The sequence below is a fragment of the Kitasatospora sp. NPDC001603 genome (assembly GCF_040298365.1).
Taxonomy (GTDB): domain Bacteria; phylum Actinomycetota; class Actinomycetes; order Streptomycetales; family Streptomycetaceae; genus Kitasatospora.
Map to the genome: position 1 here is coordinate 17,908 of NZ_JBEPAA010000023.1, position 21,519 is coordinate 39,426.

The 21,519-nt window shown below is 75.3% G+C and carries 22 protein-coding genes, 2 tRNA genes and 1 riboswitch; of the genes, 17 read left to right on the forward strand and 7 right to left on the reverse strand.

The window, feature by feature from the left end:
- Positions 1-91 precede the first annotated feature (91 nt).
- The 4 genes from ABT263_RS16765 (at position 92) to ABT263_RS16780 (ending at position 3,371) form a co-directional block, all read left to right on the forward strand.
- Positions 92-1,369: a PrsW family intramembrane metalloprotease gene (locus ABT263_RS16765; protein ID WP_352291163.1), complete on the forward strand. Its 1,278-nt coding sequence runs from the start codon at positions 92-94 to the stop codon at positions 1,367-1,369.
- Between the two features lie 50 nt (positions 1,370-1,419).
- Positions 1,420-1,493 (forward strand) — tRNA-Met (locus ABT263_RS16770).
- 138 nt (positions 1,494-1,631) lie between these two features.
- Positions 1,632-1,705 (forward strand) — tRNA-Met (locus ABT263_RS16775).
- 586 nt (positions 1,706-2,291) lie between these two features.
- Positions 2,292-3,371, forward strand: coding sequence for a hypothetical protein (locus tag ABT263_RS16780; protein ID WP_352291164.1), 1,080 nt, complete (start codon positions 2,292-2,294; stop codon positions 3,369-3,371).
- Here the strand turns inward: ABT263_RS16780 and ABT263_RS16785 are convergent.
- The 3 genes from ABT263_RS16785 to ABT263_RS16795 all read right to left on the reverse strand — a co-directional run bounded on the left by ABT263_RS16785 (position 3,368) and on the right by ABT263_RS16795 (position 5,585).
- A complete protein-coding gene (locus ABT263_RS16785; RefSeq protein ID WP_352291165.1) occupies positions 3,368-4,090 on the reverse strand; it encodes a class I SAM-dependent methyltransferase in 723 nt (240 codons plus the stop codon). The genes ABT263_RS16780 and ABT263_RS16785 overlap by 4 nt on opposite strands.
- Before the next feature lie 107 nt (positions 4,091-4,197).
- The gene (locus ABT263_RS16790) at positions 4,198-4,911 is read right to left on the reverse strand and encodes a sensor domain-containing protein (RefSeq protein ID WP_352291166.1); all 714 of its coding nucleotides are present in this window, start codon (positions 4,909-4,911) and stop codon (positions 4,198-4,200) included.
- A 101-nt stretch (positions 4,912-5,012) separates the two neighbouring features.
- A complete protein-coding gene (locus tag ABT263_RS16795) occupies positions 5,013-5,585 on the reverse strand; it encodes a GNAT family N-acetyltransferase (protein ID WP_352291167.1) in 573 nt (190 codons plus the stop codon).
- Between the two features lie 42 nt (positions 5,586-5,627).
- On the opposite strand from ABT263_RS16795, the gene ABT263_RS16800 reads away from it, so the two are divergent.
- Complete coding sequence (locus tag ABT263_RS16800; protein WP_352291168.1) at positions 5,628-6,632, forward strand: hypothetical protein; 1,005 nt, start codon at positions 5,628-5,630, stop codon at positions 6,630-6,632.
- A 71-nt stretch (positions 6,633-6,703) separates the two neighbouring features.
- Here ABT263_RS16800 and ABT263_RS16805 read toward each other — a convergent pair whose 3' ends face one another.
- On the reverse strand, positions 6,704-7,564 hold the full coding sequence (locus tag ABT263_RS16805) for a M23 family metallopeptidase (protein WP_329489060.1): 861 nt from the start codon (positions 7,562-7,564) through the stop codon (positions 6,704-6,706).
- A 12-nt stretch (positions 7,565-7,576) separates the two neighbouring features.
- Positions 7,577-7,735, reverse strand: a riboswitch (cyclic di-AMP (ydaO/yuaA leader).
- 244 nt (positions 7,736-7,979) lie between these two features.
- Between ABT263_RS16805 and ABT263_RS16810 the strand changes: the two genes are divergently transcribed.
- The 11 genes from ABT263_RS16810 (at position 7,980) to ABT263_RS16860 (ending at position 18,162) form a co-directional block, all read left to right on the forward strand.
- Positions 7,980-8,270 (forward strand): YiaA/YiaB family inner membrane protein, encoded by a 291-nt coding sequence (locus ABT263_RS16810; RefSeq protein ID WP_352291169.1) that lies wholly within the window; start codon positions 7,980-7,982, stop codon positions 8,268-8,270.
- A gap of 127 nt (positions 8,271-8,397) precedes the next feature.
- Positions 8,398-9,225: an alpha/beta fold hydrolase gene (locus tag ABT263_RS16815; protein WP_352291170.1), complete on the forward strand. Its 828-nt coding sequence runs from the start codon at positions 8,398-8,400 to the stop codon at positions 9,223-9,225.
- Between the two features lie 186 nt (positions 9,226-9,411).
- Positions 9,412-9,981 (forward strand): TetR/AcrR family transcriptional regulator, encoded by a 570-nt coding sequence (locus ABT263_RS16820; protein ID WP_352291171.1) that lies wholly within the window; start codon positions 9,412-9,414, stop codon positions 9,979-9,981.
- 243 nt (positions 9,982-10,224) lie between these two features.
- Positions 10,225-12,504, forward strand: coding sequence for a SpoIIE family protein phosphatase (locus ABT263_RS16825; RefSeq protein ID WP_352291172.1), 2,280 nt, complete (start codon positions 10,225-10,227; stop codon positions 12,502-12,504).
- 161 nt (positions 12,505-12,665) lie between these two features.
- A complete protein-coding gene (locus tag ABT263_RS16830) occupies positions 12,666-13,946 on the forward strand; it encodes a sensor histidine kinase (RefSeq protein ID WP_329492194.1) in 1,281 nt (426 codons plus the stop codon).
- Positions 13,930-14,343 (forward strand): roadblock/LC7 domain-containing protein, encoded by a 414-nt coding sequence (locus ABT263_RS16835; RefSeq protein WP_329489055.1) that lies wholly within the window; start codon positions 13,930-13,932, stop codon positions 14,341-14,343. Before ABT263_RS16830 ends, ABT263_RS16835 begins: the two co-directional genes overlap by 17 nt.
- Positions 14,340-14,687 carry a DUF742 domain-containing protein gene (locus tag ABT263_RS16840; protein ID WP_352291173.1) on the forward strand — a complete coding sequence of 116 codons (348 nt, stop codon included), beginning with the start codon at positions 14,340-14,342 and terminating at the stop codon, positions 14,685-14,687. Before ABT263_RS16835 ends, ABT263_RS16840 begins: the two co-directional genes overlap by 4 nt.
- Complete coding sequence (locus ABT263_RS16845) at positions 14,665-15,297, forward strand: GTP-binding protein (protein WP_329489052.1); 633 nt, start codon at positions 14,665-14,667, stop codon at positions 15,295-15,297. The genes ABT263_RS16840 and ABT263_RS16845 overlap by 23 nt, the downstream gene beginning before the upstream one ends.
- Entirely contained in the window at positions 15,294-16,790 is a 1,497-nt protein-coding gene (locus tag ABT263_RS16850) for a cytochrome P450 (RefSeq protein ID WP_352291174.1), read from the forward strand. Before ABT263_RS16845 ends, ABT263_RS16850 begins: the two co-directional genes overlap by 4 nt.
- A complete protein-coding gene (locus tag ABT263_RS16855) occupies positions 16,754-17,860 on the forward strand; it encodes a cytochrome P450 family protein (RefSeq protein WP_329489050.1) in 1,107 nt (368 codons plus the stop codon). The genes ABT263_RS16850 and ABT263_RS16855 overlap by 37 nt, the downstream gene beginning before the upstream one ends.
- Before the next feature lie 44 nt (positions 17,861-17,904).
- A complete protein-coding gene (locus ABT263_RS16860) occupies positions 17,905-18,162 on the forward strand; it encodes a hypothetical protein (RefSeq protein WP_329489049.1) in 258 nt (85 codons plus the stop codon).
- Between the two features lie 214 nt (positions 18,163-18,376).
- Here ABT263_RS16860 and ABT263_RS16865 read toward each other — a convergent pair whose 3' ends face one another.
- Positions 18,377-19,189, reverse strand: a complete 813-nt coding sequence (locus ABT263_RS16865) for an isocitrate lyase/PEP mutase family protein (RefSeq protein WP_352291175.1) — start codon at positions 19,187-19,189, stop codon at positions 18,377-18,379.
- A gap of 10 nt (positions 19,190-19,199) precedes the next feature.
- Complete coding sequence (locus tag ABT263_RS16870) at positions 19,200-19,673, reverse strand: carboxymuconolactone decarboxylase family protein (RefSeq protein ID WP_352291176.1); 474 nt, start codon at positions 19,671-19,673, stop codon at positions 19,200-19,202.
- Between the two features lie 231 nt (positions 19,674-19,904).
- Here ABT263_RS16870 and ABT263_RS16875 point away from each other — a divergent pair, with 231 nt between their 5' ends.
- Positions 19,905-20,726, forward strand: a complete 822-nt coding sequence (locus tag ABT263_RS16875; protein WP_352291177.1) for an NRDE family protein — start codon at positions 19,905-19,907, stop codon at positions 20,724-20,726.
- A gap of 49 nt (positions 20,727-20,775) precedes the next feature.
- On the opposite strand, the gene ABT263_RS16880 is transcribed toward ABT263_RS16875, so the two are convergent.
- The gene (locus tag ABT263_RS16880; protein ID WP_352291178.1) at positions 20,776-21,306 is read right to left on the reverse strand and encodes a hypothetical protein; all 531 of its coding nucleotides are present in this window, start codon (positions 21,304-21,306) and stop codon (positions 20,776-20,778) included.
- Between the last annotated feature and the right edge of the window lie 213 nt (positions 21,307-21,519).

A 21,519-nucleotide genomic window follows, 5' to 3' on the forward strand; every position in this document is an offset into this window, starting at 1 on the left:
CCGGCCGCCCGGCCCCGACCGCCCGGCCCGCAGGGGTGGATTCGTCCCGAGTCCTCCCGGCGGGCCGGTGCCGTGGCCTACCCTGTGCCGGGTGAGCAGCCCGTCCGGCGGCTACCGGGCCACCGCCCGGGCCGTCGGCGACCGAGAGATGCCCACGCGCACCGCCGGCACCCGCGCCATCCCGGGGCCCAGGACGCGCCGGGGCCACCGGCTCACGCCCTGGCCCACCGCCGCCCCGCCGGCCGCCGCCGGACCGGGGCCGCGCCCCGCCCGCTCGGTCGTGCTCTCCTCGGTCACCGCCACCGCCGTCCTGGCGCTGGCCGGCTGCGGCGTGCTGATCCTCCAGCTGGTCCGCCGCCAGACCGGGACCACCGGGCTGCTGGTCGGGCTCGGCCTGGCGCTCGTCCCGCTGCCCTTCGTGCTCGGCGGCCTCGCCTGGCTCAACCAGACCGCCCGGGTGCCGCTGCGCCACATCGTGTTCTGCCTGGGCTGGGGCGCCTTCGCGGCGACCACCGTCGCGATCCTCGCCAACGGCTGGACCAGCACCTACCTCACGGCCCACCAGGGCAGTCTGGGCGAGGTGCTGGGCGCCGACCTGGTCACCCCGGTGATCGAGGAGAGCGCCAAGGGCGCCGCCCTGCTCCTCCTGCTGCTGCCGCTGGGCACCCGGATCCGGTGCCACGGCCACCGCACCGACCGCCCCTGCGCGAGCGTGCTGCGCCGGCCGCCCGGCCCCGGCCTGCCCCTCGGCCACGGCCGCGGACCCGCCCTGCCGCACGCCCGGGGCCGGCCGCGGCCGCGCCCCTACCTGCGCCCGCTGCCCTACCTGCGGCCCTACCCGCCGACGCCCGACCGCCCGCGCGCCCGGGCCCGCCCGCGCACCCTGGCGGCCGGGGTCGTCCTCGGCGGGATCACCGCCTGCGGCTTCGCCTTCACCGAGAACGCGCTCTACCTGGGGCGGGCCTTCACCGACGACCAGCAGCAGCGGCTGGACAGCATCGGCCTCGGGGAGTCGCCCAGCCTGCGGGACTTCGACAGCACGGTGCAGACCTTCGTCCTGCGCGGGCTGCTCTCGCCCTTCGCCCATCCGCTGTTCACCGCGCTGACCGGGCTCGGCCTGGCCATCACCCTCACCACCGGCCGGCGCCGGCTGGCCAGGATCGCCGCCCCGGCCGGACTGCTGCTGTCGATGGTCCTGCACGGCACCTGGAACGCCGCCGCCGACCTCGGCACGCACGGCTTCCTGCTGGTGTACGCGGTGCTGATGGTGCCGTGCTTCGCCGCCCTGGTCTGCTTCGCCGCCTGGGCCAGGAGCAGGACGGCGCGGCACGCCGCCCGCCGTGCCCGGGCGCCCGCCGCGGTCCGGTGACGAACTGATTTCCCATCCGGGCGACTTCCCCGTAGGGTTGCGTTCACCGACGCGGGGTGGAGCAGCTCGGTAGCTCGCTGGGCTCATAACCCAGAGGTCGCAGGTTCAAATCCTGTCCCCGCTACTCAGTAGCACAGAGGCCCGGAGGATTCGTCCTCCGGGCCTCTCGCACGCCCGGGACCCGGACCCGGGCGCCCGCCGCGGTCCGGCGACGAACTGATTTCCCATCCGGGCGACTTCCCCGTAGGGTTGCGTTCACCGACGCGGGGTGGAGCAGCTCGGTAGCTCGCTGGGCTCATAACCCAGAGGTCGCAGGTTCAAATCCTGTCCCCGCTACTCAGTAGCACAGAGGCCCGGAGGATTCTTCCTCCGGGCCTCTCGCACGTCCGGGGCCCGGACCCGCTCCCGGGGCCCCGTCACCCCGGCTCCCCGCCACTCCCGGCCCGGTTCGGAAGCCGTCCCGGAGCCGCCCGGGAACCGGTGCGGCGGCCGCGAATAAATCCGTTGCCCCCATTCCGAGGAGCTGCCTAAGCTGGCTGCACACTGAAGGGAGGTGATCCTGAATTGAGTTCCATCAGGATGCGTGAGGTGGCTGCTCGCTAGAGCCGCCCCTGCCTGCGCAGGACGAGGCCCCGTGCCTCCGGCAGGCGAATTCCAAGCAGTCACCCGGCCCGTGGGCTCACCGGAACATCCCCGGTGCCTCGCTGCAGCGAGGAGCAGCCCACGGGCTGTCTGCTGTTCCGGCACCGATCGGCCCGGACGGCGGCCCGGGGCGTTTGCCTCCCACCGCTCCGACGCTAGAGTCGGCGCGGGTTCCGGAGCGGAGCGGGGCGGCCACAGGGGGTAGGCGATGGCGAGGACGCGGCGGACCGGGGGCACGACGGCCCTGCGAACGGCACAACGGGGAGCGGCCGGAGCGCTGGTGGGGGTGGGGGCGCTCGGCCTGGTGCTGTTCTCCCTCGACCGGGCGCACAGCTGGCAGGCGCTGGGCGGCGGGCTGGTGGTGACCGGGGCCTCGGCGGTGCTCGGCGGCGCGCTCGGCTTCCTGTTCGGCGTGCCCCGGGCGCGCGGCGGCCCGGCCGGTGAGCCGCACGGCTCCTACGCCCCGAACACCAATCTGGAGCAGGTCTCCGACTGGCTGACCAAGGTGCTGCTCGGCGTCGGCCTGACCCAGCTCGGCTCGCTCGGCGAGCGGCTGCACCAGCTCGGCGCGGCGCTGGCCCCCGCCCTGGGCGGCGGCGAGGGCGCGGCCCCCTTCGCGGCCGCGCTGGTCCTCTACTTCCTCGTTCTCGGCTTCCTGACCGGCTGGCTGGTGACGCGGCTCGCCCTGCCCCGGGTGCTCTCCGGCGCCGACCAGGCGCTCGACCTCTTCCTGGCCGGCCAGGACCGCGACCTCCGGGGCGACAAGGTGGGCGCGGACGACCTGCGGGTCCGCGCGATGCAGCACCTGGGCCTGCTGGGCGGCAGCACCGGCCGGGCGGACGACCCGGCCCGCCTGCTGCCGTCGAACGCGACGACCGGGCCGGAGAGCGTGATGGCCGAGGTCCGGTCGACGGCCCGGCGCTCGGCGCTCACCGCGGACCGGGTCCGGGAGCTGTTCGCGGACGGCGCCGACGACCGGCGGATCCAGGCGCTCGCCCTGATGCAGGGCGATCCCGCGCTGGCCGACCTGACCAGCGTGCTGGAGGCGATCGAGCACCCGCGCTCCGGCTTCGAGCAGTACCACGCGCTGCTGGCCGCCCGGGGCCTGCTCTCCTGGCTGCCGGCCGCACAGGCGCAGCGGCTGCGGGACGCGGTGGCCGGCCGGCTGGTGGCGCCGGACGGCATCCCGTACGGCTCCGACCGGAGCTGGCTGGCGGAGAAGATCCTCTCCCGGCTGGAGTCACCGGCTCCGCTCCCCCCGCAGGTCACCCTCCCGCAGCAGACCGGTCCGGCCGGGCAGCCGGCCGGGCAGCCGGCCCGCCCGCCCGAGACCGACCGGCCGGAGCGGCAGCCGGGCTAGCCGCCCCGGCGCCGGCGGTCGGCGGCCCGCAGGACGAGGACCCGGCCGAGGCGCCCCGCACCGGCCGGGAGCGGGCGGACCTCGCTGGCGATCCGGCGCTCGCCCAGCGCGCGGCGCAGCCCGTCGAGGTGCCGGCAGCGCCGGCCCGCGGCGTCGTTCAGCGGGTGGACCCGGACCTCGCCGCCGGGGGCGGTCACCCGGACCAGCTCGGTCAGCGCGGCCAACTGCTGCTCGGGGCCGAAGAGTTCGGGGTAGACGAACAGCAGGAACCCGCTGAGGGTGAGCGCGAAGGTGTCGTCCGCGAACGGCAGCCGGGGCAGCGCGGCGGCCACGTACCGCTGCGGGTGGGCGGCGGCGTCCGCGGCGAACAGCCGGCGGGCCCGGTCCCAGCTGCGCAGGTAGCGGTCGGCCGGGTGGTGGTGGGACGCCGGGTACAGCTCGGGGCGGGCGGCCATAGCGGCCGCCATGGCGGCGCGGGCGGCCAGCGCGCGGGCCGCGAGCTCGGGGGCCGGCCAGGCGTACGCGGGATCGGTGGCGATCACCCGGCAGCCCAGCTCGCGTGCCTCGGCGGCGAGCCCGGCGGCGCCGCCCGGGCAGTCGAGGACCGGCCCTGGGAGGGCCGCGAGCCCGGCCCGGGTCAGGTCGAACAGCGCGCAGTACTCGTCCAGCGGGCGGGAGGTGACCGGGACGTCGGCGGCGAGGTCGGTCGGGGCGGCCATGCGGTCATCGGACCACGGGCCGGCCCCGCCCGCACCCCGGAGCGTCCGGGGCGGGGCGGGGCCGGTGGGGCTGGTGGGGCCGGGCGGTGGGGCGGCGGGTGGACCGGTCAGCGGCCGAGCAGAGCCCGCGCGGCGAGCCGGTTGACGTTGGTCAGGCCGCGCACCAGCTGCGGGGTCAGGAAGACGAACACGAAGCCCAGCAGCGAGAGCCCGGCGATCTGCAGCGGCCCCTCGACGTAGTAGACGTGCTCGACGCCGTTGCCGTCGTAGTAGTCGAACACCCGGAAGCCCCGCCAGCCGACGTACTTCGGGTAGACCCAGTGGTAGAGCGGGTAGAGCGCCAGCGTCCAGCCGACCAGCAGGAACGTCAGCGACATCACGAAGCTGAAGAGCGCCCACGGGAGCATCACCACCTGGTAGAGCACGGCCTTCCAGCCCGCCGCGTCCACCAGCCGCGCGGTGATCGCGCCCCAGCTGCCCGGCCGGCGCGCCCGGACCGGCTTCGGGCCGGGCACGTCCAGCGCCAGCATGCCGCGGACCCGGGCCCGCTCCAGCCGGCCGAAACCCCGGGCCCCGGCGGTCAGAGCGGCCAGCACCGGCATGCCGAGCACGGTGACGAGAGTGCCGACACCGAAGGTGAACAGCGTGACGGCGAAGGCGAACCCGGCGAGGGCCACCGGCACCGCGGTGAGGGTGAAGCCGAGCTCCCGGTAGTAGTAGGACGAGAACGGCGCCCGCCAGGCGTACGGCGGCTCCTCGGTGCGCCGTACCGCGTCGTCGCGGTCGTACTCGCTGCGCTGCGTGCTGAGGCTGCTGCTCATGGCCGTCGGGTCCTTCTCGGTGGCGTGCCGGGCTGACGTCACAACCCTGTCAAAGGCCGGGCCGGGCGGACATCCGGCTCCCCCGCGAAGCGGGCCGGGGGTTAACCCCCCACCCGGGGCCACTCGTGGGCGAGCAGCGAGTACTGGAAGGAGTCGCGCCAGCCGCCGCGCAGGTGCACGTCGTGCCGGATCCGGCCCTCCAGGCGGAAGCCGGCCCGGATGAGCACCCGGACCGAGGCCGTGTTCTCCACGTCCACCCGGGCGACCAGCCGGTGCAGCCCGAGCGGGCCGAAGGCGAAGTCGCAGAGCAGCCCGGTGATCTCGCCCGCGTAGCCGTTGCCCCAGGTGTCCGGGCGCAGCGCGTAGCCGAGGTCGGCGCTGCGGTGGCCGCCGAGCGTGAGGGCGGCGTTCCCGATCGGGACGGCGCGGGACGGGGCGTCCGCGTCGGCGCGGCGGATGACGGCCAGCCGGTAGACCGTCCGCTCGTCCTGCTGCGCCTCCTCCAGGTACTGCTCGATCTGGTCGGCGCAGTCCTCGCGGTCACGCGGCTCGAACGGGAGGTAGCGGGTGGCCTCCCGGTCGCCGAACACCGCGTACAGGGCGTCGACGTCGGCGGCGCTGTGGTGGAACTCGCGGATGGCCAGGCGGGGGCCGGTGAGTCGGACGGGGACCATGCCTGCCGACCCTACCCGGGCTTTCCGGTTACCTTACGTGACATGGAAGAAGAAGACCTGCGGCTCGCCCCGCGCACCAAAGCCGCCGAACTGCTCGCCTGGGCGCAGGCGCACGGCCACCCGCCGGTGGCCGAGGCGCCGGTGCGGGCGGTGCTGGCGCTGCTGGAGCTGGGTGAGGGCAGGATGCGTGACGGCTGGCCGGAGCTGACCTCGGACGCCGTGGAACAACTGCTGTACGAGCGGCTCTACCTGTACGTCCAGCCCGAGCCGGAGCAGGACCCGCTGGCGTACGGCGCCGCGGTGCGGCTGCTGATCGACCACCAGCGGGCGGCGAAGCGGCTGAACGCCAAGCGGCAGGAGCGGCTGCACGCGGAGGCCGAGTGGCAGGGCGAGGTGGCCGCCGGGCTGCTGCGCCGCGCCGACCTGGTGACCTGGCCCCGGCTGTACACGCTGCTGCTGCGGGCGGACGGGGTGGACCCGGCCGACGGGGCGGCGGTCCGGGCCTGGCTGGAGGCGTTCCGGGAGCTGGCGCCGGAGGACCGGGCGGCCGCCTACGAGCGGCTGGAGGCGACGGGCGCGCTGGACCCGGTGGACGACGGGGGCTGGGACGGCGCCCGGCCGCTCAGCGTCGGGATGGCCACCGACGGTGCCCGGCGGCTGCTGGAGCAGGGGCTGATGCGGCGCAGCTACCGCAACCTGGAGGAGCTCACCGCGCAGGGCCGGCCGATGCCCGACGAGCTGGCCGGGGACTTCGGGGCGTTCGAGGAGGCCGCCGTCGAGGCCGCGCTGGACCTCTTCGGCGAGTGGACGGTGCCGGGGCTGCCGCGGCTGCTGGTGGAGGAGTTCCCGGAGCTGGCCCCGGAGCCGGGCCAGGAGGAGATCGACGCGTACCTGGCGCAGCTGCCCGGGGCACCCGGCGAGGCGGAGGACGCCGGGGAGTACGGGGACGACGAGCCCGGGGACGAGTACGGCTACGCGCCCGGGGACGGGCACGGGCACGGGTCCGCCGACCGGCCGGGCGGGGCCGGCGCGGCCGCCGGGGCCTGAGACGCGACGGTGCCCCGGCCGTCGTGACGACGACCGGGGCACCGCGGCGGGCTGTCAGAAGGCGACGCCGGTCAGGGCGTCACGCCGCGCTGCTCGAACCAGCTCTCCGGGTCGACCGGGGCACCGCCGCCGGGGCGGACCTCCAGGTGCAGGTGCGGGCCGGTGACGTTGCCGGTGGCCCCCACCTTGCCGAGCTGCTGGCCGGGGACGACCTTGCCGGAGCCCTTGATGATCGAGGAGAGGTGGCAGTACCAGATCTCGGTGCCGTCGGGCAGCGTCTCGACGATCCGGTAGCCGTACGACCCGGCCCAGCCGGCCGAGGTGATGGTGCCCTGGCCGACCGCGTAGACCGGGGTGCCGGTGTCGGCGGCGAAGTCCAGGCCGGTGTGCAGGTGGGCCCAGTAGGAGGCGCTCTGGCCGTAGTGGGCCGAGAGGTGGTAGTCGCGCACCGGCAGCTCGATGGCGGCGAGCTTGGCCTTCTCGGCCTCCTCCGCGGCCCGCTTGGCCTCCTGCTGCTGGGCCGCGCGCTTGACCTCGGCCTCCTTGGCGGCCTGCAGGCGGGCGCCCTCCTCGGCGGCGGTGCGCTGGCTGTCCGCCTGCTGCTGGATCCGGGCGGCGAGCGCGAGGCCCGGGTCCGCGGCGAGCGCGACCGGGGTCTCGTCCGGGACCTCGACGGCGGGGGCGGCGGCCGGGGTGGCGGAGGCGAAGCCGGTCGCACCGAGGGTGGCGGCCACGGCGGTGACGCCGAGCAGCGGGGCGGTGCCGCGGGTCTGACGGGGCATCCGGTGCCGGTTGCTGTCGGGGGCCTGCGGCCCGGTCTCGACGCCGGACCCGCCGAACTCGCCCGGGTGGGCGGGCGGCCAGGGGTGGTCGAGCAGCTGGGTGCCGGCGGGGGAGCCGGGCAGGTGTGCCGGAGAGTGCGACGACGCCACGGAGGCGCGCTCCTTTCCTTCCTTCGCGCCTACCGGGTTAGCTGACGGGTTCGGAGCAGGAAGGTCTCCTACGGCTGGGCCTGGGCCCGGCCGATTCACCCCAAGGAACATGGTTCCCCGGCTCCCTGGCCTGCCCGGAGGCCGGCCGGCGGGATTAGGCGACGGCGCACGGTGCCGTCTGGGTACGGCGTTACGAACCGCGCTGCGTTATCAAACGTTAATCCTAGGAGCCTCTGATTCCAAGCCGTCCGTTCGGGACAGCCGGATACTACCCGGACGGTACGTGACCTGATGGGCGATTTGGGCGGATCGACGGCACCTGACACTACCGAACGTGAGGGGACGTCAACGAACGGCCCCCCACTTGAGTACTCCTACTCATGTGCGGCGCTCCCGGCGCGGCCATCCTGGCGCCATGAACGCACCGATGCAGTCACGCACCACGGCCGCGTACCACCTCCAGGCCGTCCTCTCCTTCGCCCTCTCCGGCAGCGCCCTCGCCGTCGGCATCGCCTATCTGCCGGTCGGCGGCTGGACCCGCGCCTTCCTCGCGGTCGGCCTGCTCTACACCGTCACCTCCGCCTTCACCCTGGCCAAGGTGATCCGGGACCGGCAGGAGACCAACGAGATCGTCACCCGGGTGGACCAGGCGCGGCTGGAGAAGCTGCTCGCCGAGCACGACCCGTTCAAGGTGGAGGGGGTCTGAGCCGCGGCACCGGGGCCACCCCGGGGTCCGGCCGGGTCGAGGGCTTGACGGCTAAGGCTATTAGCCTTAGCTTTATGGCTATCGGCGCAACGCCGACAGCCCGTCCCCGCGGACCGAGGAGGCCCCCATGCCCGGCACCTTCACCCCCAGCACCCAGTACCTCGACCTCCCCGGCGGCCGGCTGGCCTTCGACGACACCGAGCAGGGCGACGGCGCCCCCCTCGTCCTGCTCCCCGGGATGCTCGACAGCCGTGCCGCGTACCGGCACCTGCGCCCGCTGCTGGTGGCCGCGGGCCACCGGGTGATCACCCTAGACCTGCGCGGGTTCGGCGAGTCCTCGATCGCCTGGGACGACTACACGCCGGCCGCGATCGCCACCGACGTCCTCGCCCTGCTGGACCACCTCGGCATCGACCGCGCCACGCTGGTCGGCAACTCCTACGCCGGTGCGACGGTGGTCAAGGTGGCCGGGGACGCGCCGGAGCGGGTGGCCGGGATCGTCCTGGTGGACGCCTTCGTCGAGAACCCGCCGCCGAACGCGCTGCAGCGCGCGATGTTCGGCGTGATGGGCGTCCTGCTGGTGCACTCGCCCGCGTTCTGGGGCCTCTACCACCGCAAGATGGCGTACCCCGGTCCCAAGCCGGCCGACTTCGACGCCTACGTGGACGGACTGGTCGCCGCGATGCGCACGCCGGGCCGCAAGCAGGCCACCCGGGGCTACGTGCGCGGGGACTCCGCGCCGAACGGCTGGACCGCCGCCGTGAGCTGCCCGGCGCTGGTCCTGATGGGCACCAAGGACCCCGACTTCCCCGACCCCGAGCTGGTCGCCGACCGGCAGGCCACCGCGCTGAACGGCCGCAAGGTGATGATCGAGGGCTCCGGGCACTACCCGATGGCCGACCGGCCGCAGGCCACCGCCGACGCCCTGCTGCCCTTCCTCGCCGAGCTGGCCTGAGCCCGCCCCTTCCTCGCCGAGCCGGCCCGAGCCCGCCCCTTCCTCGCCGAGCCGGCCCGAGCCCGCCCGCTACCTCGCCGCGCCGGCCTGAGCCCGCCCCTTCCTCGCCGAGCCGGCCCGAGCCCGCCCGCTACCTCGCCGCGCCGGCCTGAGCCCGCCCGCTACCTCGCCCACGGAGACCGCACCATGCCCCGAGTCGGACTGACCCCCGAGCAGGTCGTCGACCACGCCCTCGCCCTCATCGACGAACAGGGCCCCGAGGCCCTCACCCTGGCCGCCGTCGCCGGACGGGCCCAGGTGGCCACCCCCTCGCTGTACAAGCACGTCACCGGCGGACTCGCCGAGCTGCGCCGGCTGATCGCCGTCCGGGTCACCGAGGAACTCGCCGACCGGCTCGCCGAGGCCGCCGTCGGCCGCGGCGGGGACGACGCCGTCGCCGCCGTCCTGCGGGCCTACCACGGCTACGCCACCGAGTACCCGCACCGGTACGCCGCGCTGCCGCAGGCCCCGCAGCCGGACGACGACCTGGCCAGGGCGGGCGGCCGGCTGGTCGCGGTGATCCTCGCGGTGCTCCGCGGCTACGGGCTGGAGGGCTCCGAGGCCGTCCACGCCGCCCGGACCGTCCGCTCGGTCGCCCACGGCTTCGCCTCGCTGTCGATCGGCGGCGGGTTCCAGCTCGCCGAGAACCTCTCCGACACCCAGGACCGCCTGATCACCCTCCTCACCGGCGGCCTCCGGAACTGGCCCGGGGCCTGAACCCCGCCCCCACCGCGCGCCCGGGCTCCGTGAGTTCGCCCGGCCGGGCGCCGCACCCGGCGCACCCCGCGCGGCGGGCCGGCCGGACCACGGCGGACCACCCGGTCGGAGCGGCCGGGCAGGGCACGCCCGGCGTCCGCACCCCGGCACCGGTGCGCCGTCCGGGTCACCCTTCACCGGCATCGGAAATGAGGTATGAAGAATTGGGTGCCCGACAAGGCGACGGAAAGGCCGGGAAACCCCATGGACCTGACCTCACCGTGGCTTCCCCCCTCCGAGGACGAGAGCCGGGCCCCGCGCAGCAGCCCCACCGCGCGCAGCGCGATGCGCTGTGTCCGGTTACTGCTCGGCTGCACCACCGCCGCCGAACTCCTCGGGACCGTGCTCGCCGAGGGCCCGGGCTGGATCACCGGTGAGGGCTCCGCGCTCTACCTGCTGGACAGCGCCGGAATGCTCCGGCTCACCGCCTCGCACGGCCTGCCCGACTGGGTCCACGAGCGCTACGGCGTCATCGATCCGGCGAGCGAGCTGCCCGCCGCGATGGCCCTGCGACTGCGCCGCCCGTACCTGCTCAGTCCGGAGCGCACCAGCGTCGACTATCCCCACCGCAATGCCGGCATGGGCACCGGAATGGTCGCGCTGATCGCCCTGCCGATGATCGTCGACGAACGGCCGATCGGCGTGCTCGCCCTCGCCCTCGCCCACCGGGGCACCGTCCCCCGCCGCGATCTGGACGTGCTGGAGACGCTCGGCGACGCCTGCGCCCACCGGCTCGCCCATCTGCTCGACAGCGCGCGGGCGGGGGCCCGCCCGGCCGGGACGGCCCACCCGGGGCCCGGCGGCGAGGCCGGTACGGACGGGCGGGCCGCCGCACTGGCCCACCCGATGCTCTCGCTCGCCGTCCGGTCCGCCGGGCACGGCGCCTTCGAGCGCGATCTGGTGACCGGCGAGACCTTCTGGGACGCCACCGCCTACCGGCTGGTCGACCGCCCCGTGCCGCCCGGCGGCCCGCCCACCGCACCCGACCTGGACGGGCTGGTCCACCCCGAGGACCTCCCGGACGTCCAGGCCGCCCTCGCCGAGGCGCTCGCCACCGGCGGCCCGTACCGGATCGAGTACCGGGTGCCGCGCCGCGACGGCGGTGTGATCCGGATCGAGGAGACCGGCGAGGTGATGCTGGACGTGCACCGCCGGCCGGTCCGGGTCGCCGGGCTGCTGGCCGACCGGGACCGCGCGGGCGCCCCCGCGGAGGAGGCGGCCGGCGGCGGAGCGGGCGGCGGCGCCCCGGCGGCCGGCGCCCGCTCGGCGCTGCTGCTGGCGCTCACCCGCGCGCTGTCCCGCGCGGTCACCGTCCGGGACGTGACCACCGCGGTGACCGACGTCGCCCGGCCGGCCTTCGGCGCCGCCAGCATCGTGCTCGACCTGGTCGACGAGGGCCGGCTGCTGCCCGTCTCGCACACCGTGTACGGCGGCCCGCGCCGGACCGAGCTGACCCGGCTGGCCGACCTCTCCGAGGGCGTGATGCAGCACTCGCTGGCCCGCTCCGCCCCGCTGTTCAGCGAGCCCGCCACCACCCGGCCGGGCGGCGGCGGGCCACTGACCCCGGCGTCCTGGGCGGTGCTGCCACTGGTCGCCTCCGGGCGGCAGGTCGGCTCCTGCCTGATCACCTTCTCCACCGAACGGGTCTTCGGCCGCGAGGACCGAACCCTCTACTCCGCCTTCGCCGGCATCCTGGCGCAGTCCCTGGAGCGCGCCCGGCTCTACGACACCCACCACCACCGGGCCACCGAACTGCAGCGCGCCATGCTGCCGCGCACCCTGCCCCGGCTGCCCGGGATCGCCAGCGCCGCGCGCTACCTGCCCAGCACCGAGGGCATGCAGATCGGCGGCGACTGGTACGACCTGCTGCGGCTGCCGGACGGCCGGATCGGCCTGGTGATCGGCGACGTCCAGGGCCACAACGCCGAGGCCACCGCCGTGATGGGCCAGCTGCGCAGCGGTCTGCGCGCGTACGCCACCGACGGCCACGACCCGGCCGCCACCCTGGCCCGGACCAGCCGGCTGCTGTCCGAACTCGACACCGACCTCTTCGCCACCTGCCTCTACCTCACCCTCGACCCCGCCGACGGGACGGTCCGGGCGGCCCGGGCCGGTCACCCCTCGCCGGTCCGGATCGCGCCGGACGCCGCGGCCGTCGAGCTGGACCTACCGGGCGGCCCGCCGCTGGGCGTGGACCCGGGGCAGCCGTACCACCTGACGGTCGGGCACCTGGCGGTCGGCGAGACGCTGCTGGTCTACACGGACGGCCTGGTCGAGGACCGCGAGGAGGACTACGACGAGTCGGTGCAGCGGATGCTCGGCGGGCTGGAGCTGTGGGCCCGGCAGGCCGGTCCGGTCCGCCTCGGCCCGGCCGCCGCCCTGGAGCGCCTCGCCGACCTGCTCACCCTCAACGTGACCGAGCGCCGCTCCCGGCCGGACGACGTCGCTCTGCTGTTGCTGCACCGGAGTTCGCCGGTTCAGTGAGCCTCCGGCGGCGCCGGGGGAGCGGCCCCGGGCGGGGCGCGGCCGGGCCGGAAGCAGGTCGGATTGACGTCGTATGGACGGGATATTGACGAGATCCGGTCACTTGGCGAGATCCGTTCACACCTTCGTAGGATCATCACCCTAGAATTCGCGGCGTGACGATGACTCAGTGGTGTGCAACGGCAACCGGCGTTCTCGCCGCCCTCGCCCTCGTGGCCGCCGCCCGCTACCGCGCCGTCTCCGTCACCCAGCGCCGCCGGGCCGACCGGCAGCAGCGCGAGAACGCCCGCCTCCAGGACCAGCTCGCCGTCGAACTCGCCCGCCGGGGCAGCGAACTGGCGGCCGTCCAACAGGAGCAGGAACTCAACGCCTCCACCCAGCGGGCCTTCCTCAGCGTGGCCCGCCGGATCCTCGTGATGGCCCACGACCAGCAGGCCCTGCTCGACGAGATGGAGCGCACCCACGACGACCCGGCGCTGCTGGAGGGCCTGCTCAAGGCCGACCACGCCGCCGCCCAACAGGCCCGCCTCGCCCAGACCCTGGCCGTCCTGTGCGGCGCCCGGGCCGGGCGGCACTGGCCCGAACCGGTCTCGCTGGAGGACGTGGTGCGCGGTGCCCAGTCGCGCATCCTGCCCTTCCAGCGGGTGGTGGTCCGCAGCCGGATCGAGACCGCCGTGGTCGGCGCCGCCGCCGAGGCGCTCATCCACGCCGTGGCCGAGCTGCTGGACAACGCCACCCGCTACTCACCGCCCAGCACCCAGGTGTTCGTCACGCTGATGCCCGTCCACAACGGCGCCGTCGTCGAGATCGACGACGGCGGCGTCGGGATGCCCGAGCCGGCCGTCGCCAAGGCGGCCTCCGCGCTGGCCGGCGGCACCTCGCTGGAGGTGTCCCGCCTCGGCGAGGTGCCGCAGCTGGGCCTGGCCGCGGTCGGCCGGCTCGCCGAGCAGTACGGGTTCCGGGTCACCCTCAGTTCGGCGCCCTCCCCGTACGGCGGGGTCCGGGTCGTGGTGCTGCTGCCGAACGCGCTGCTCACCGAGCCGCTCCCGCCGACCGTCCCGGGCCTCGGCCCCGACGACCCGGCGTTCCCGGCCGACCCCCACCGGAACCCGGCCTCCCCCTACCCGGGCGGACATCCGCGGACCACCGCACACCCCCTGGTGGAGACCCCGCCGGCCGGCCCCGCCGCTCCGCCGCCGCTGCCCCGCCGGAGCCACCGGCGCGACCGCTCCAACCGCCACGCCTCGCCGGCCGCTCCCCCGCCGGCGCCCGCCCCGCCCTACCGGTCGGCGCAGGATGCCCGGGCGTTCATGGCGATGTTCCAGGCCGGCACCGCCGACGGCCGGTCGGCCGCCCGGACGCAGGCCCAGCCCCACCGTTCCCTGCCCGCTTCCCCCCAGCTCCCCCAGCGCTTCGGAGAGTTCCATGACCACCACCCCTGATCTCGGCTGGCTGCTCGCCGACATCATCTCCGTCCCCGAGGTCCAGCACGCCGTCGTGGTGTCCAACGACGGCCTGGAGATCGGCCGCAGCGCGGGCATCCTGCGCGAGGACGCCGAGCGGCTCGCCGCCGCCTGCTCGGGCCTGCAGTCGCTGGCCCGCGGCGTCGCCCAGGGCTTCGGCGGCCACGGCAGCGCCACCCGCCAGATCGTCATCGAGTACGGCGGCGGCTACCTCTTCGTGGTCGCCGCCGGGGCCGGGGCCCACCTGGCCGTGGTGACCGGCGAGGCGGTCGACGCCGGCCTGGTCGCCTACCAGATGCAGGTCCTCGTCGAGCGGATCGGCAGCCACCTCACCAGCCCGCCGCGCGTCGATCACGCGGCGGGGGGCCGGCGGTGAACGGGCCGGTCCGGCCCTATGTGATCACCGGCGGCCGCAGCCGGTCCACCCGGTCCGCGCTCGCCGTCGAGAGCCTGGTCAGCGCCTTACCCGACCGGCCCGACCTCCCCGAGGACGCCCTGCTCAACCGCGAGCACCAGCGCATCCTGGACCTCTGCCGCAGCCTGCTGTCGGTCGCCGAGGTGGCCGCCTACCTCGGGCTGCCGCTCGGCGTCGTCAAGGTGCTGGTCGGCGACCTCTGGGACCTCGGCGCCGTCCAGGTGCTCCCGCCCGTCCCGCAGGCCGAACGCCTGCCCGCAACCCTCCTGGAAGAGGTGCTCGTTGGCCTCCGCCAACTCCGCTGACCCGCGCACCGCCGAGCCCTCGGCGCCGGAGCCCCAGTACCTGCCGCCGTCCGTCCAGGGCGCCGTGAAGATCCTGGTCACCGGCCCGTTCGGGGTCGGCAAGACCACCCTGGTCGGCGCACTGAGCGAGATCACGCCGCTGCGCACCGAGGAGACCATGACGGCCGCCAGCAGCGGCATCGACGACCTCACCGGGCGGCCGGGCAAGACCACCACCACGGTCGCGCTGGACTTCGGCCGGATCACGCTCAATCCCCGGCTCGCCCTCTACCTCTTCGGCACCCCCGGGCAGCAGCGGTTCTGGCCGCTCTGGGACGACCTGTCGCGCGGCGCGCTCGGCGCCATCGCGATGGTCGACCTGCGCCGCCCGGACGAGAGCTTCGACGTGCTCGGCCGGCTGGAGGAGCAGCGGATCCCGTTCGCGGTCGCCGTCAACACCTTCCCGGACACCCCGAGTTACCCCGAGGAGGAGCTGCGCTCCGCCCTCGACCTGCTGCCCGACGTACCGATCCTGTACTGCGACGCCCGGGACCGCCGGGCCGCGTACGACCTGCTGATCGACTTCGTCGACCATCTGCACTCCACCGCCGTACTGGAGCTCCAGCGATGACGACCCCCGACCCGGGCACGGCCGTTCCGCCGTCCGCCGGGCAGCTGTCCGCACCCCCCGGCTGCCCGGCGCACGCCACCGGGACCCTGCCCGCCGGGGTGCCGCTGCCCCGGCTGTACGGCGCCGCCGTCGCCGACGACCCGCACGGCCTGTACGCCCGGCTGCGGGCCCAGTACGGCCCGGTCGCACCGATCGAGCTGGAGCCGGGGGTCGAGGCCTGGCTCGTGCTCGGCTACCCCGAACTGCTCGAACTCACCCGCAACGAGGCGCTGTTCTCCAAGGACTCGCGCCGCTGGAGGGTCCCCGCCGAGGGCCGGCTGGCCGCCGACTCCCGGCTGCTGCCGATGACCGCCTGGCGTCCCACCCTGCTCAACCTGGACGGCGCCGAGCACCAGCGGCTGCGCGCCGCCGTCGCCGACACGCTGGCCGAGATCGACCACCGCCAGCTGCGCGAGACCACCGAGGCCGCCGCCGACGCCCTGATCGACAGCTGGGGCCCGGACGGCACCGCCGACCTGATCGCGCAGTACGCCCGTCGGCTGCCGCTGCTGGTCTTCACCCAGCTGATCGGACTGCCCGCCGAGGCCGGACCGCATCTGATCGGCCTGATCAGCCACTTCGTCGACAGCAGCAAGGACTCCGTGCGCGCCAGCGCGGAGTTCCAGGCGATCCTGGTCGACCTCGTCCGGCGCCGCCGCGCCACGCCTGGGGCCGACCTCACCTCCTGGCTGCTGGCCCACCCGGCCGCGCTCAGCGACGAGGAGGCGGTGCACCACCTGGTGGTGATGATGGTCGCGGGCAACGAGACCACCATCAACTGGACCGGCAACACCCTGCGGCTGCTGCTCACCGACCGCCGGTTCCGGGCCACCCTCACCGGCGGCCGGCTCACCGTCTCCGACGCGCTGGAGGAGGTGCTCTGGCGCGACCCGCCGACGCAGAACTTCCCCGGCCGGTGGGCGACCGGCGACACCGTCCTCGGCGGCCAGTACATCAGCGCCGGCGACATGCTCGTGCTCGGCCTGGCCGCGGCCAACGCCGACCCGGCCGCCCAGGGCGCCTCGGCCGCCGCGCACGGCTCGCTCGGCGGCAACCGGGCGCACCTGGCCTGGGGCGCCGGCAAGCACGTCTGCCCGGCCCAGCACCCGGCCCGGATCATCGTCGAGACCGCCGTCGAGACCCTGCTGCACCGCCTTCCTGATCTCCAACTGGCCGTACCACCGAGCGAGTTGGCCTGGCGCCGGTCGCCCTGGTCACGCGCCCTGGTCAGCCTGCCGGTGCTCTACAGCGCCTTCACCCCACCCCGCCCGCCAGCCCCCGAGAGGCCGTCATGGACACCGCCGCCCCTGAGCTCGACCGACCCGGCCACCGACCCGAGCCCATCCGGCTCGACCCCTTCGGACGGGACCAGCACGGAGAGAACGCCCGGCTCCGGGAGGCCGGCCCGGCGGTCCTGGTGGAACTCCCTGGCGGGGTGGTGGTCTGGGCGATAGCCCGGCACGACACCCTCCAGGAGCTGCTCGCCGACCCCCGGGTGGGCAAGAACCCGCAGCTCTGGACGGCCTTCACCGAGGGCCGGCTGCCCGAGGGCTGGCCGCTGCTGAACTTCGTCACCGTGCCGGGCATGATCACCGTGGACGGCGAGGACCACCGGCGGCTGCGCGGCCTGGTCACCCAGGCCTTCACGCCGCGCCGGGTCGCCGAACTGCGGCCCGCCATCGAGTCCCGCACACGGGCGCTGCTCGACGACCTCGCCGGGCTGGAGGGCCCGTTCGACCTGCGCGAGCACTTCGCCTACCCGCTGCCGATGCAGGTCATCGGCGAACTGCTGGGCCTGCCGCCCAAGCAGCAGGACGAACTGCACGAGCTCTCCGACACCCTGGTCTCCAGCTCCGCCACCCCGGCCGCCGCGATCGCCGCCCAGCGGGGGCTCCAGGCGCTGCTCGCCTCCGTGGTCGAGGCCAAGCGCGCCGAACCCGGCGACGACCTGACCACCGACCTGATCGCCGCCCGCGAGTCCGGGGACCGGCTCAGCGAGCAGGAGCTCGTCGGCACGCTGCTGCTGATGCTGGTGGCCGGGCACGAGACCACCCTCAACCTGATCACCAACGCCGTCCGCGCCCTGCTCTCGCACCCCGAGCAGCTGCGGCTGGTGCTCGACGGGGAGCAGCCGTGGTCCGCGGTGGTCGAGGAGACGCTGCGGTACGACTCGCCGGTCGGGCAGTTCCCGCTGCGGTACGCGACCGAGGACATCCCGGTGGGCGACGTGGTGATCCGGCGCGGCGAGGCGCTGCTCGCCTCCTACGCGTCCGCCGGCCGGGACGCCGCGCACTACCCGGACGCCGACCGCTTCGACATCACCCGGCAGCCGAACCGGCATCTGTCGCTCGGCCACGGCCCGCACTTCTGCCTCGGCTCCGGACTCGCCCGGATGGAGGCGGAGACCGCGCTGCGGTACCTGTTCGACCGCTTCCCGGGGATCGCCCTGGCCGAGGGGCCCGCGCCGGAGCCGATCGGGTCGTTCATCAGCAACAGCGTGCGGACGCTGCGGGTGACGGTCTGACGCCGCCGCGGTGACCTGAGGGCGGCCGGGTCGTTGGGGGTTCCATGAAGAAACTCGCCACCCTGGCCGCCCTCACCATGGCAGGCCTCGCCCTGGCCGCCCCGGCCGCGTCGGCCACGACCTCCACCGCCACGTCGCCGGACGCCCTGGACGGGCTCTCCAGCGGCCTCAACCTCTCCCCGGGCGACCTCGCCCTGAAGGAGGCCGGCAAGCTCCCGCTGGTCGGTCACGCCGCGCAGGAGGTGGAGGCGATCGGCACCAACCAGTTGACCCACCCGGGCCTCAGCGGGCAGATCGGCTGAGCGGTCCGGCGCGGGGACTGGGCGGTCCGGGAGCTCCCCTGCGGCTCCCGGGCCCCGTGGCCTCCCTGATCTCCCGGCTCTCCCTGATCTCCCGGCTCTCCCGGTCTCCCGGCGCTCCTTGCGAAGCGGCCGCCACCGCTGCGCGCCGCTCGGGGCGCACAGCGGCCGGCGTCCGTCGCCGACTTCGCGGTCGGGTCCGGACGCCGACTCCGGGTCAGCCCTGCGCGAGGGCGTTCAGCTCCTGGTAGGTGAGCCCGCCGTCGAGCGCGGTGTACGTCCCCTCGGAGTACACCTCCTCGGCGGCGCGGCGCACCGCCGCGTACGCCGCCCTGGCCAGGCCCGGCCCGAGGCTGACCCGGGCCACGCCGAGCTTCGCCAGCTCCGGTACGGACGGTGAGCCCGGCCCGGCCAGGACGTTCAGCGGCGCCGGGACGGCGGCCACCAGGGCGGCGATCGTCCCCGGGTCCGCGACGCCGGGCACGAACACGCCGTCCGCGCCGGCCGCGACGTACGCCCGCAGGCGGTCGACGGCCTCGTCCAGCCGGCCGGCCGGGTCGCCGAGCTGCTTCAGGAACACATCGGTGCGGCCGTTGACGAAGAGCGGGACGCCGGCCGCGTCGGCGGCGGCCCGGGCGGCCGCGATCCGTTCGGCCGCGTCGGCGGCGGGGCGCCCCCCGTCCTCCAGGTTCACCCCGACCGCGCCGGTGCCGAGCAGCGCGGTGACGGTCTCGCCGACCTCGGCGGCCGTCGCGCCGAAGCCGCTCTCCAGGTCCGCCGTCACCGGCAGCGCGACCGAGCGCACGATCAGCGCGGTCTGGGCCAGCACCTCGGCGCGGTCGGCCGCGTCGCCGTCCGCGCTGCCGAGCGTCCAGGAGACGCTCGCGCTGGCCGTCGCGACGGCCCGCGCACCGGCGGCGGCGACCAGCCGGGCGCCCACCGCGTCCCACACGTTGGCGAGCACCAGGGGCTCGCCGGGGCGGTGCAGGGCGTGGAGGGCGCGGGCCAGCTCGTGCTGAGTGGTCGTCATGCCGGGCCCCCTACTTCGCGGCGGGGCTGAGGCGGGAGGTGACGCCGATCCGGTTCCAGGAGTTGATGGCGATGATCAGCGCGATCAGCTGGGCCAGCTCGGCCTGCTCGAAGTGCTCGGCGGCCTCCTGGTAGACGGCGTCCGGCACGTGCCCCTGGGTCAGCAGGGTGACCGACTCGGTCAGCGCGAGGGCGGCCCGCTCCTTGGCGGTGAACCAGGACGTCTCCCGCCAGGCCGGCAGGGAGAGCAGCCGGTGGTTCTGCTCGCCGTTCTTCAGGGCGTCCGTGGCGTGCATGTCGATGCAGAAGGAGCAGCCGTTGAGCATCGACGCGTGCACCTTGACCAGCTCGGCGAGGACGGGGTCGACGCCCTGCCGGGCGGCGCGGTCCAGGGCGATCATGGCCCGGTAGAACTCGGGGGCGAGGTCGGGGAGGGAGATCCGCTGCTCGGGGGCGGACACGGTGGCGTTGTCGTTCGTCGTCATACCGGCCAGCCTAGGGTCCGACTGGACTGGCTCCCTGGCACATTCGGGCCGAGAGATCGTGGGCCACTTCACGGTCGGGGCAGGCCCTCGGGCGGCTCGCCCGAGTGTGGCACGGCGGGCGCCCGAGGGCGAGGGCCCGGACCTGCCCGGATCCGAACGATCGTGCGAGGATCGCGGGGAGGGTGGTGCAGCCGGGCCGCCCGGGGTGGGCGAGGTCAGGGGGCCAGGATCGTGTGTACCGCGTTCGTCAGCATCGAACCGTCGGCATCGGTGCCCGTGCTGCTGCTGTCGGTGCGGGACGAGTACGCCGGGCGGCGGTGGTCCCCGCCGGACCACCACTGGCCCGCGCACCCGGCGGCCGTCGGCGGGCTCGACCTGGCGGCGGGCGGGACGTGGCTCGCCATCGAACCGGGGGCCGCGGTGCCCGGGGCCACGGAGCCGGGCATCGCGGGGCCGGCCGCGGCCTGTCTGCTGAACGGCTTCGGGGCCATGGCACCCGCCCGGGCCCGGCTCTCGCGCGGGGAGCTGCCGCTGATCGCCCTGCGGGACGGCGGCCTCGCCGGCGTCGACCTGGAGCGGTACGACCCGTTCCACCTCGTCCTCGCCGGCCGGGCCGGCGCACGGGTACTGAGCTGGGGCGGCAGCACCCTGGCGGAACGCGACCTGCCGGTCGGGCTGAGCGTGGTGCTCAACGACGGACCGGAGGGGCTGGCGGCGGACCGGACCGCGTCCGAGCTGGTCCGCTCGCTGATGGCCGCCCGCGCCGCGCACTTCCGGGCCCGCTTCCGGGCCGCCGCCCGGCCCGCGCCGCGGCCCGGCCCCGCCACGACCGAACAGGCCTGGGGCGCCTGGCTGCCGATCGTCTCCGGCGACGGCCTGGCGCTCGACGATCCGGCCGCGCTGGTCCAGCGGCGGGAGTTCGGCGACGGGCGGATCTGGGGCTCGTCCTCGATCTCGCTGCTCGCCTTCGGGCCCGACGGGCCGCGGTACGACTTCGGCCCGGCCCCGGTGACGGAGCCGGGCACGCCCGGCGGCTGGCGCCGGATCGGCTAGACAGGTGGAGTAACCGGCAGACTCCCCCGTCCCGGCCGGGTCGAGTCGTTCAGCCCTGCGCCCGGGCCTCCAGCCAGCGCCTCGCGAGGGTCGCGTTGACGGTGTAGAAGAACTCCGACTTGAGCCCCGGCTCGCTGGTGAGCGCCTCCACCCAGGTCATCGGCCAGTTGCGGCGGTGGTAGTGCCGGTGCACCGCGCGGGTGAAGGCGGCGAGGTTGCCCTGCAGGCTCTTCTTCTCCAGGCCCAGCCGGGTGGCCAGTTCGGTGTAGCTCACCCGCGCGTCGGGCTGGGTGGCCAGCACGTCCAGCACCCGGGCCACCACCTGCACCGATCCCAGCGGCTCGATCATCAGCCGGCGGAAGTCCTCGACGGTCCACTCGACGACCGGGAGCTTGCCGGGCTCCCCGGCCGCCCCCTCCTCCGGCGCGGCCGGGGGCGCCGGGGGAGCGCCGCCCGCCCCGGCGGCCGTCGGGGCACTCGCCGTGGCGCCGGTCAGCCCGGCCAGGTAGGCGTACACCTGTGTGACGTACTGACTCGGCACCGGCACCGAGACGAACTGCGGCTGGTCGTCCTGCGACATGTGGTCCTCCCCTGGTGTGGCCGCCGGCCCTGTTTCCCGGCGATAGCCCTGATCCTGACAGACCGCCAGTCACCCTGTCCAGCCTTTACTGCCAGTTACTCCAGGACTTTCTCGCTTCCTCTCCCGACTACTCCATCGATTCGGTCCCACCGGCCGCCCCAGTGAGCCGCTCCCGGGACGAACGGGAACGCACCCCTGCGGTGGCCGGTGGAC

Bases quoted from the DNA above. Each gene is read 5' to 3' on its own strand.
- ABT263_RS16785 (WP_352291165.1), bottom strand. From the start codon at position 4,090: ATGGCCGCCCCGACCGACCTCGCCGCCGACGTCCCGGTCACCTCCCGC.
- ABT263_RS16790 (WP_352291166.1), bottom strand. From the start codon at position 4,911: ATGAGCAGCAGCCTCAGCACGCAGCGCAGCGAGTACGACCGCGACGAC.
- ABT263_RS16795 (WP_352291167.1), bottom strand. From the start codon at position 5,585: ATGGTCCCCGTCCGACTCACCGGCCCCCGCCTGGCCATCCGCGAGTTC.
- ABT263_RS16800 (WP_352291168.1), top strand. From the start codon at position 5,628: ATGGAAGAAGAAGACCTGCGGCTCGCCCCGCGCACCAAAGCCGCCGAA.
- ABT263_RS16810 (WP_352291169.1), top strand. From the start codon at position 7,980: ATGAACGCACCGATGCAGTCACGCACCACGGCCGCGTACCACCTCCAG.
- ABT263_RS16815 (WP_352291170.1), top strand. From the start codon at position 8,398: ATGCCCGGCACCTTCACCCCCAGCACCCAGTACCTCGACCTCCCCGGC.
- ABT263_RS16820 (WP_352291171.1), top strand. From the start codon at position 9,412: ATGCCCCGAGTCGGACTGACCCCCGAGCAGGTCGTCGACCACGCCCTC.
- ABT263_RS16825 (WP_352291172.1), top strand. From the start codon at position 10,225: ATGGACCTGACCTCACCGTGGCTTCCCCCCTCCGAGGACGAGAGCCGG.
- ABT263_RS16830 (WP_329492194.1), top strand. From the start codon at position 12,666: ATGACTCAGTGGTGTGCAACGGCAACCGGCGTTCTCGCCGCCCTCGCC.
- ABT263_RS16835 (WP_329489055.1), top strand. From the start codon at position 13,930: ATGACCACCACCCCTGATCTCGGCTGGCTGCTCGCCGACATCATCTCC.
- ABT263_RS16850 (WP_352291174.1), top strand. From the start codon at position 15,294: ATGACGACCCCCGACCCGGGCACGGCCGTTCCGCCGTCCGCCGGGCAG.
- ABT263_RS16860 (WP_329489049.1), top strand. From the start codon at position 17,905: ATGAAGAAACTCGCCACCCTGGCCGCCCTCACCATGGCAGGCCTCGCC.
- ABT263_RS16865 (WP_352291175.1), bottom strand. From the start codon at position 19,189: ATGACGACCACTCAGCACGAGCTGGCCCGCGCCCTCCACGCCCTGCAC.
- ABT263_RS16870 (WP_352291176.1), bottom strand. From the start codon at position 19,673: ATGACGACGAACGACAACGCCACCGTGTCCGCCCCCGAGCAGCGGATC.
- ABT263_RS16880 (WP_352291178.1), bottom strand. From the start codon at position 21,306: ATGTCGCAGGACGACCAGCCGCAGTTCGTCTCGGTGCCGGTGCCGAGT.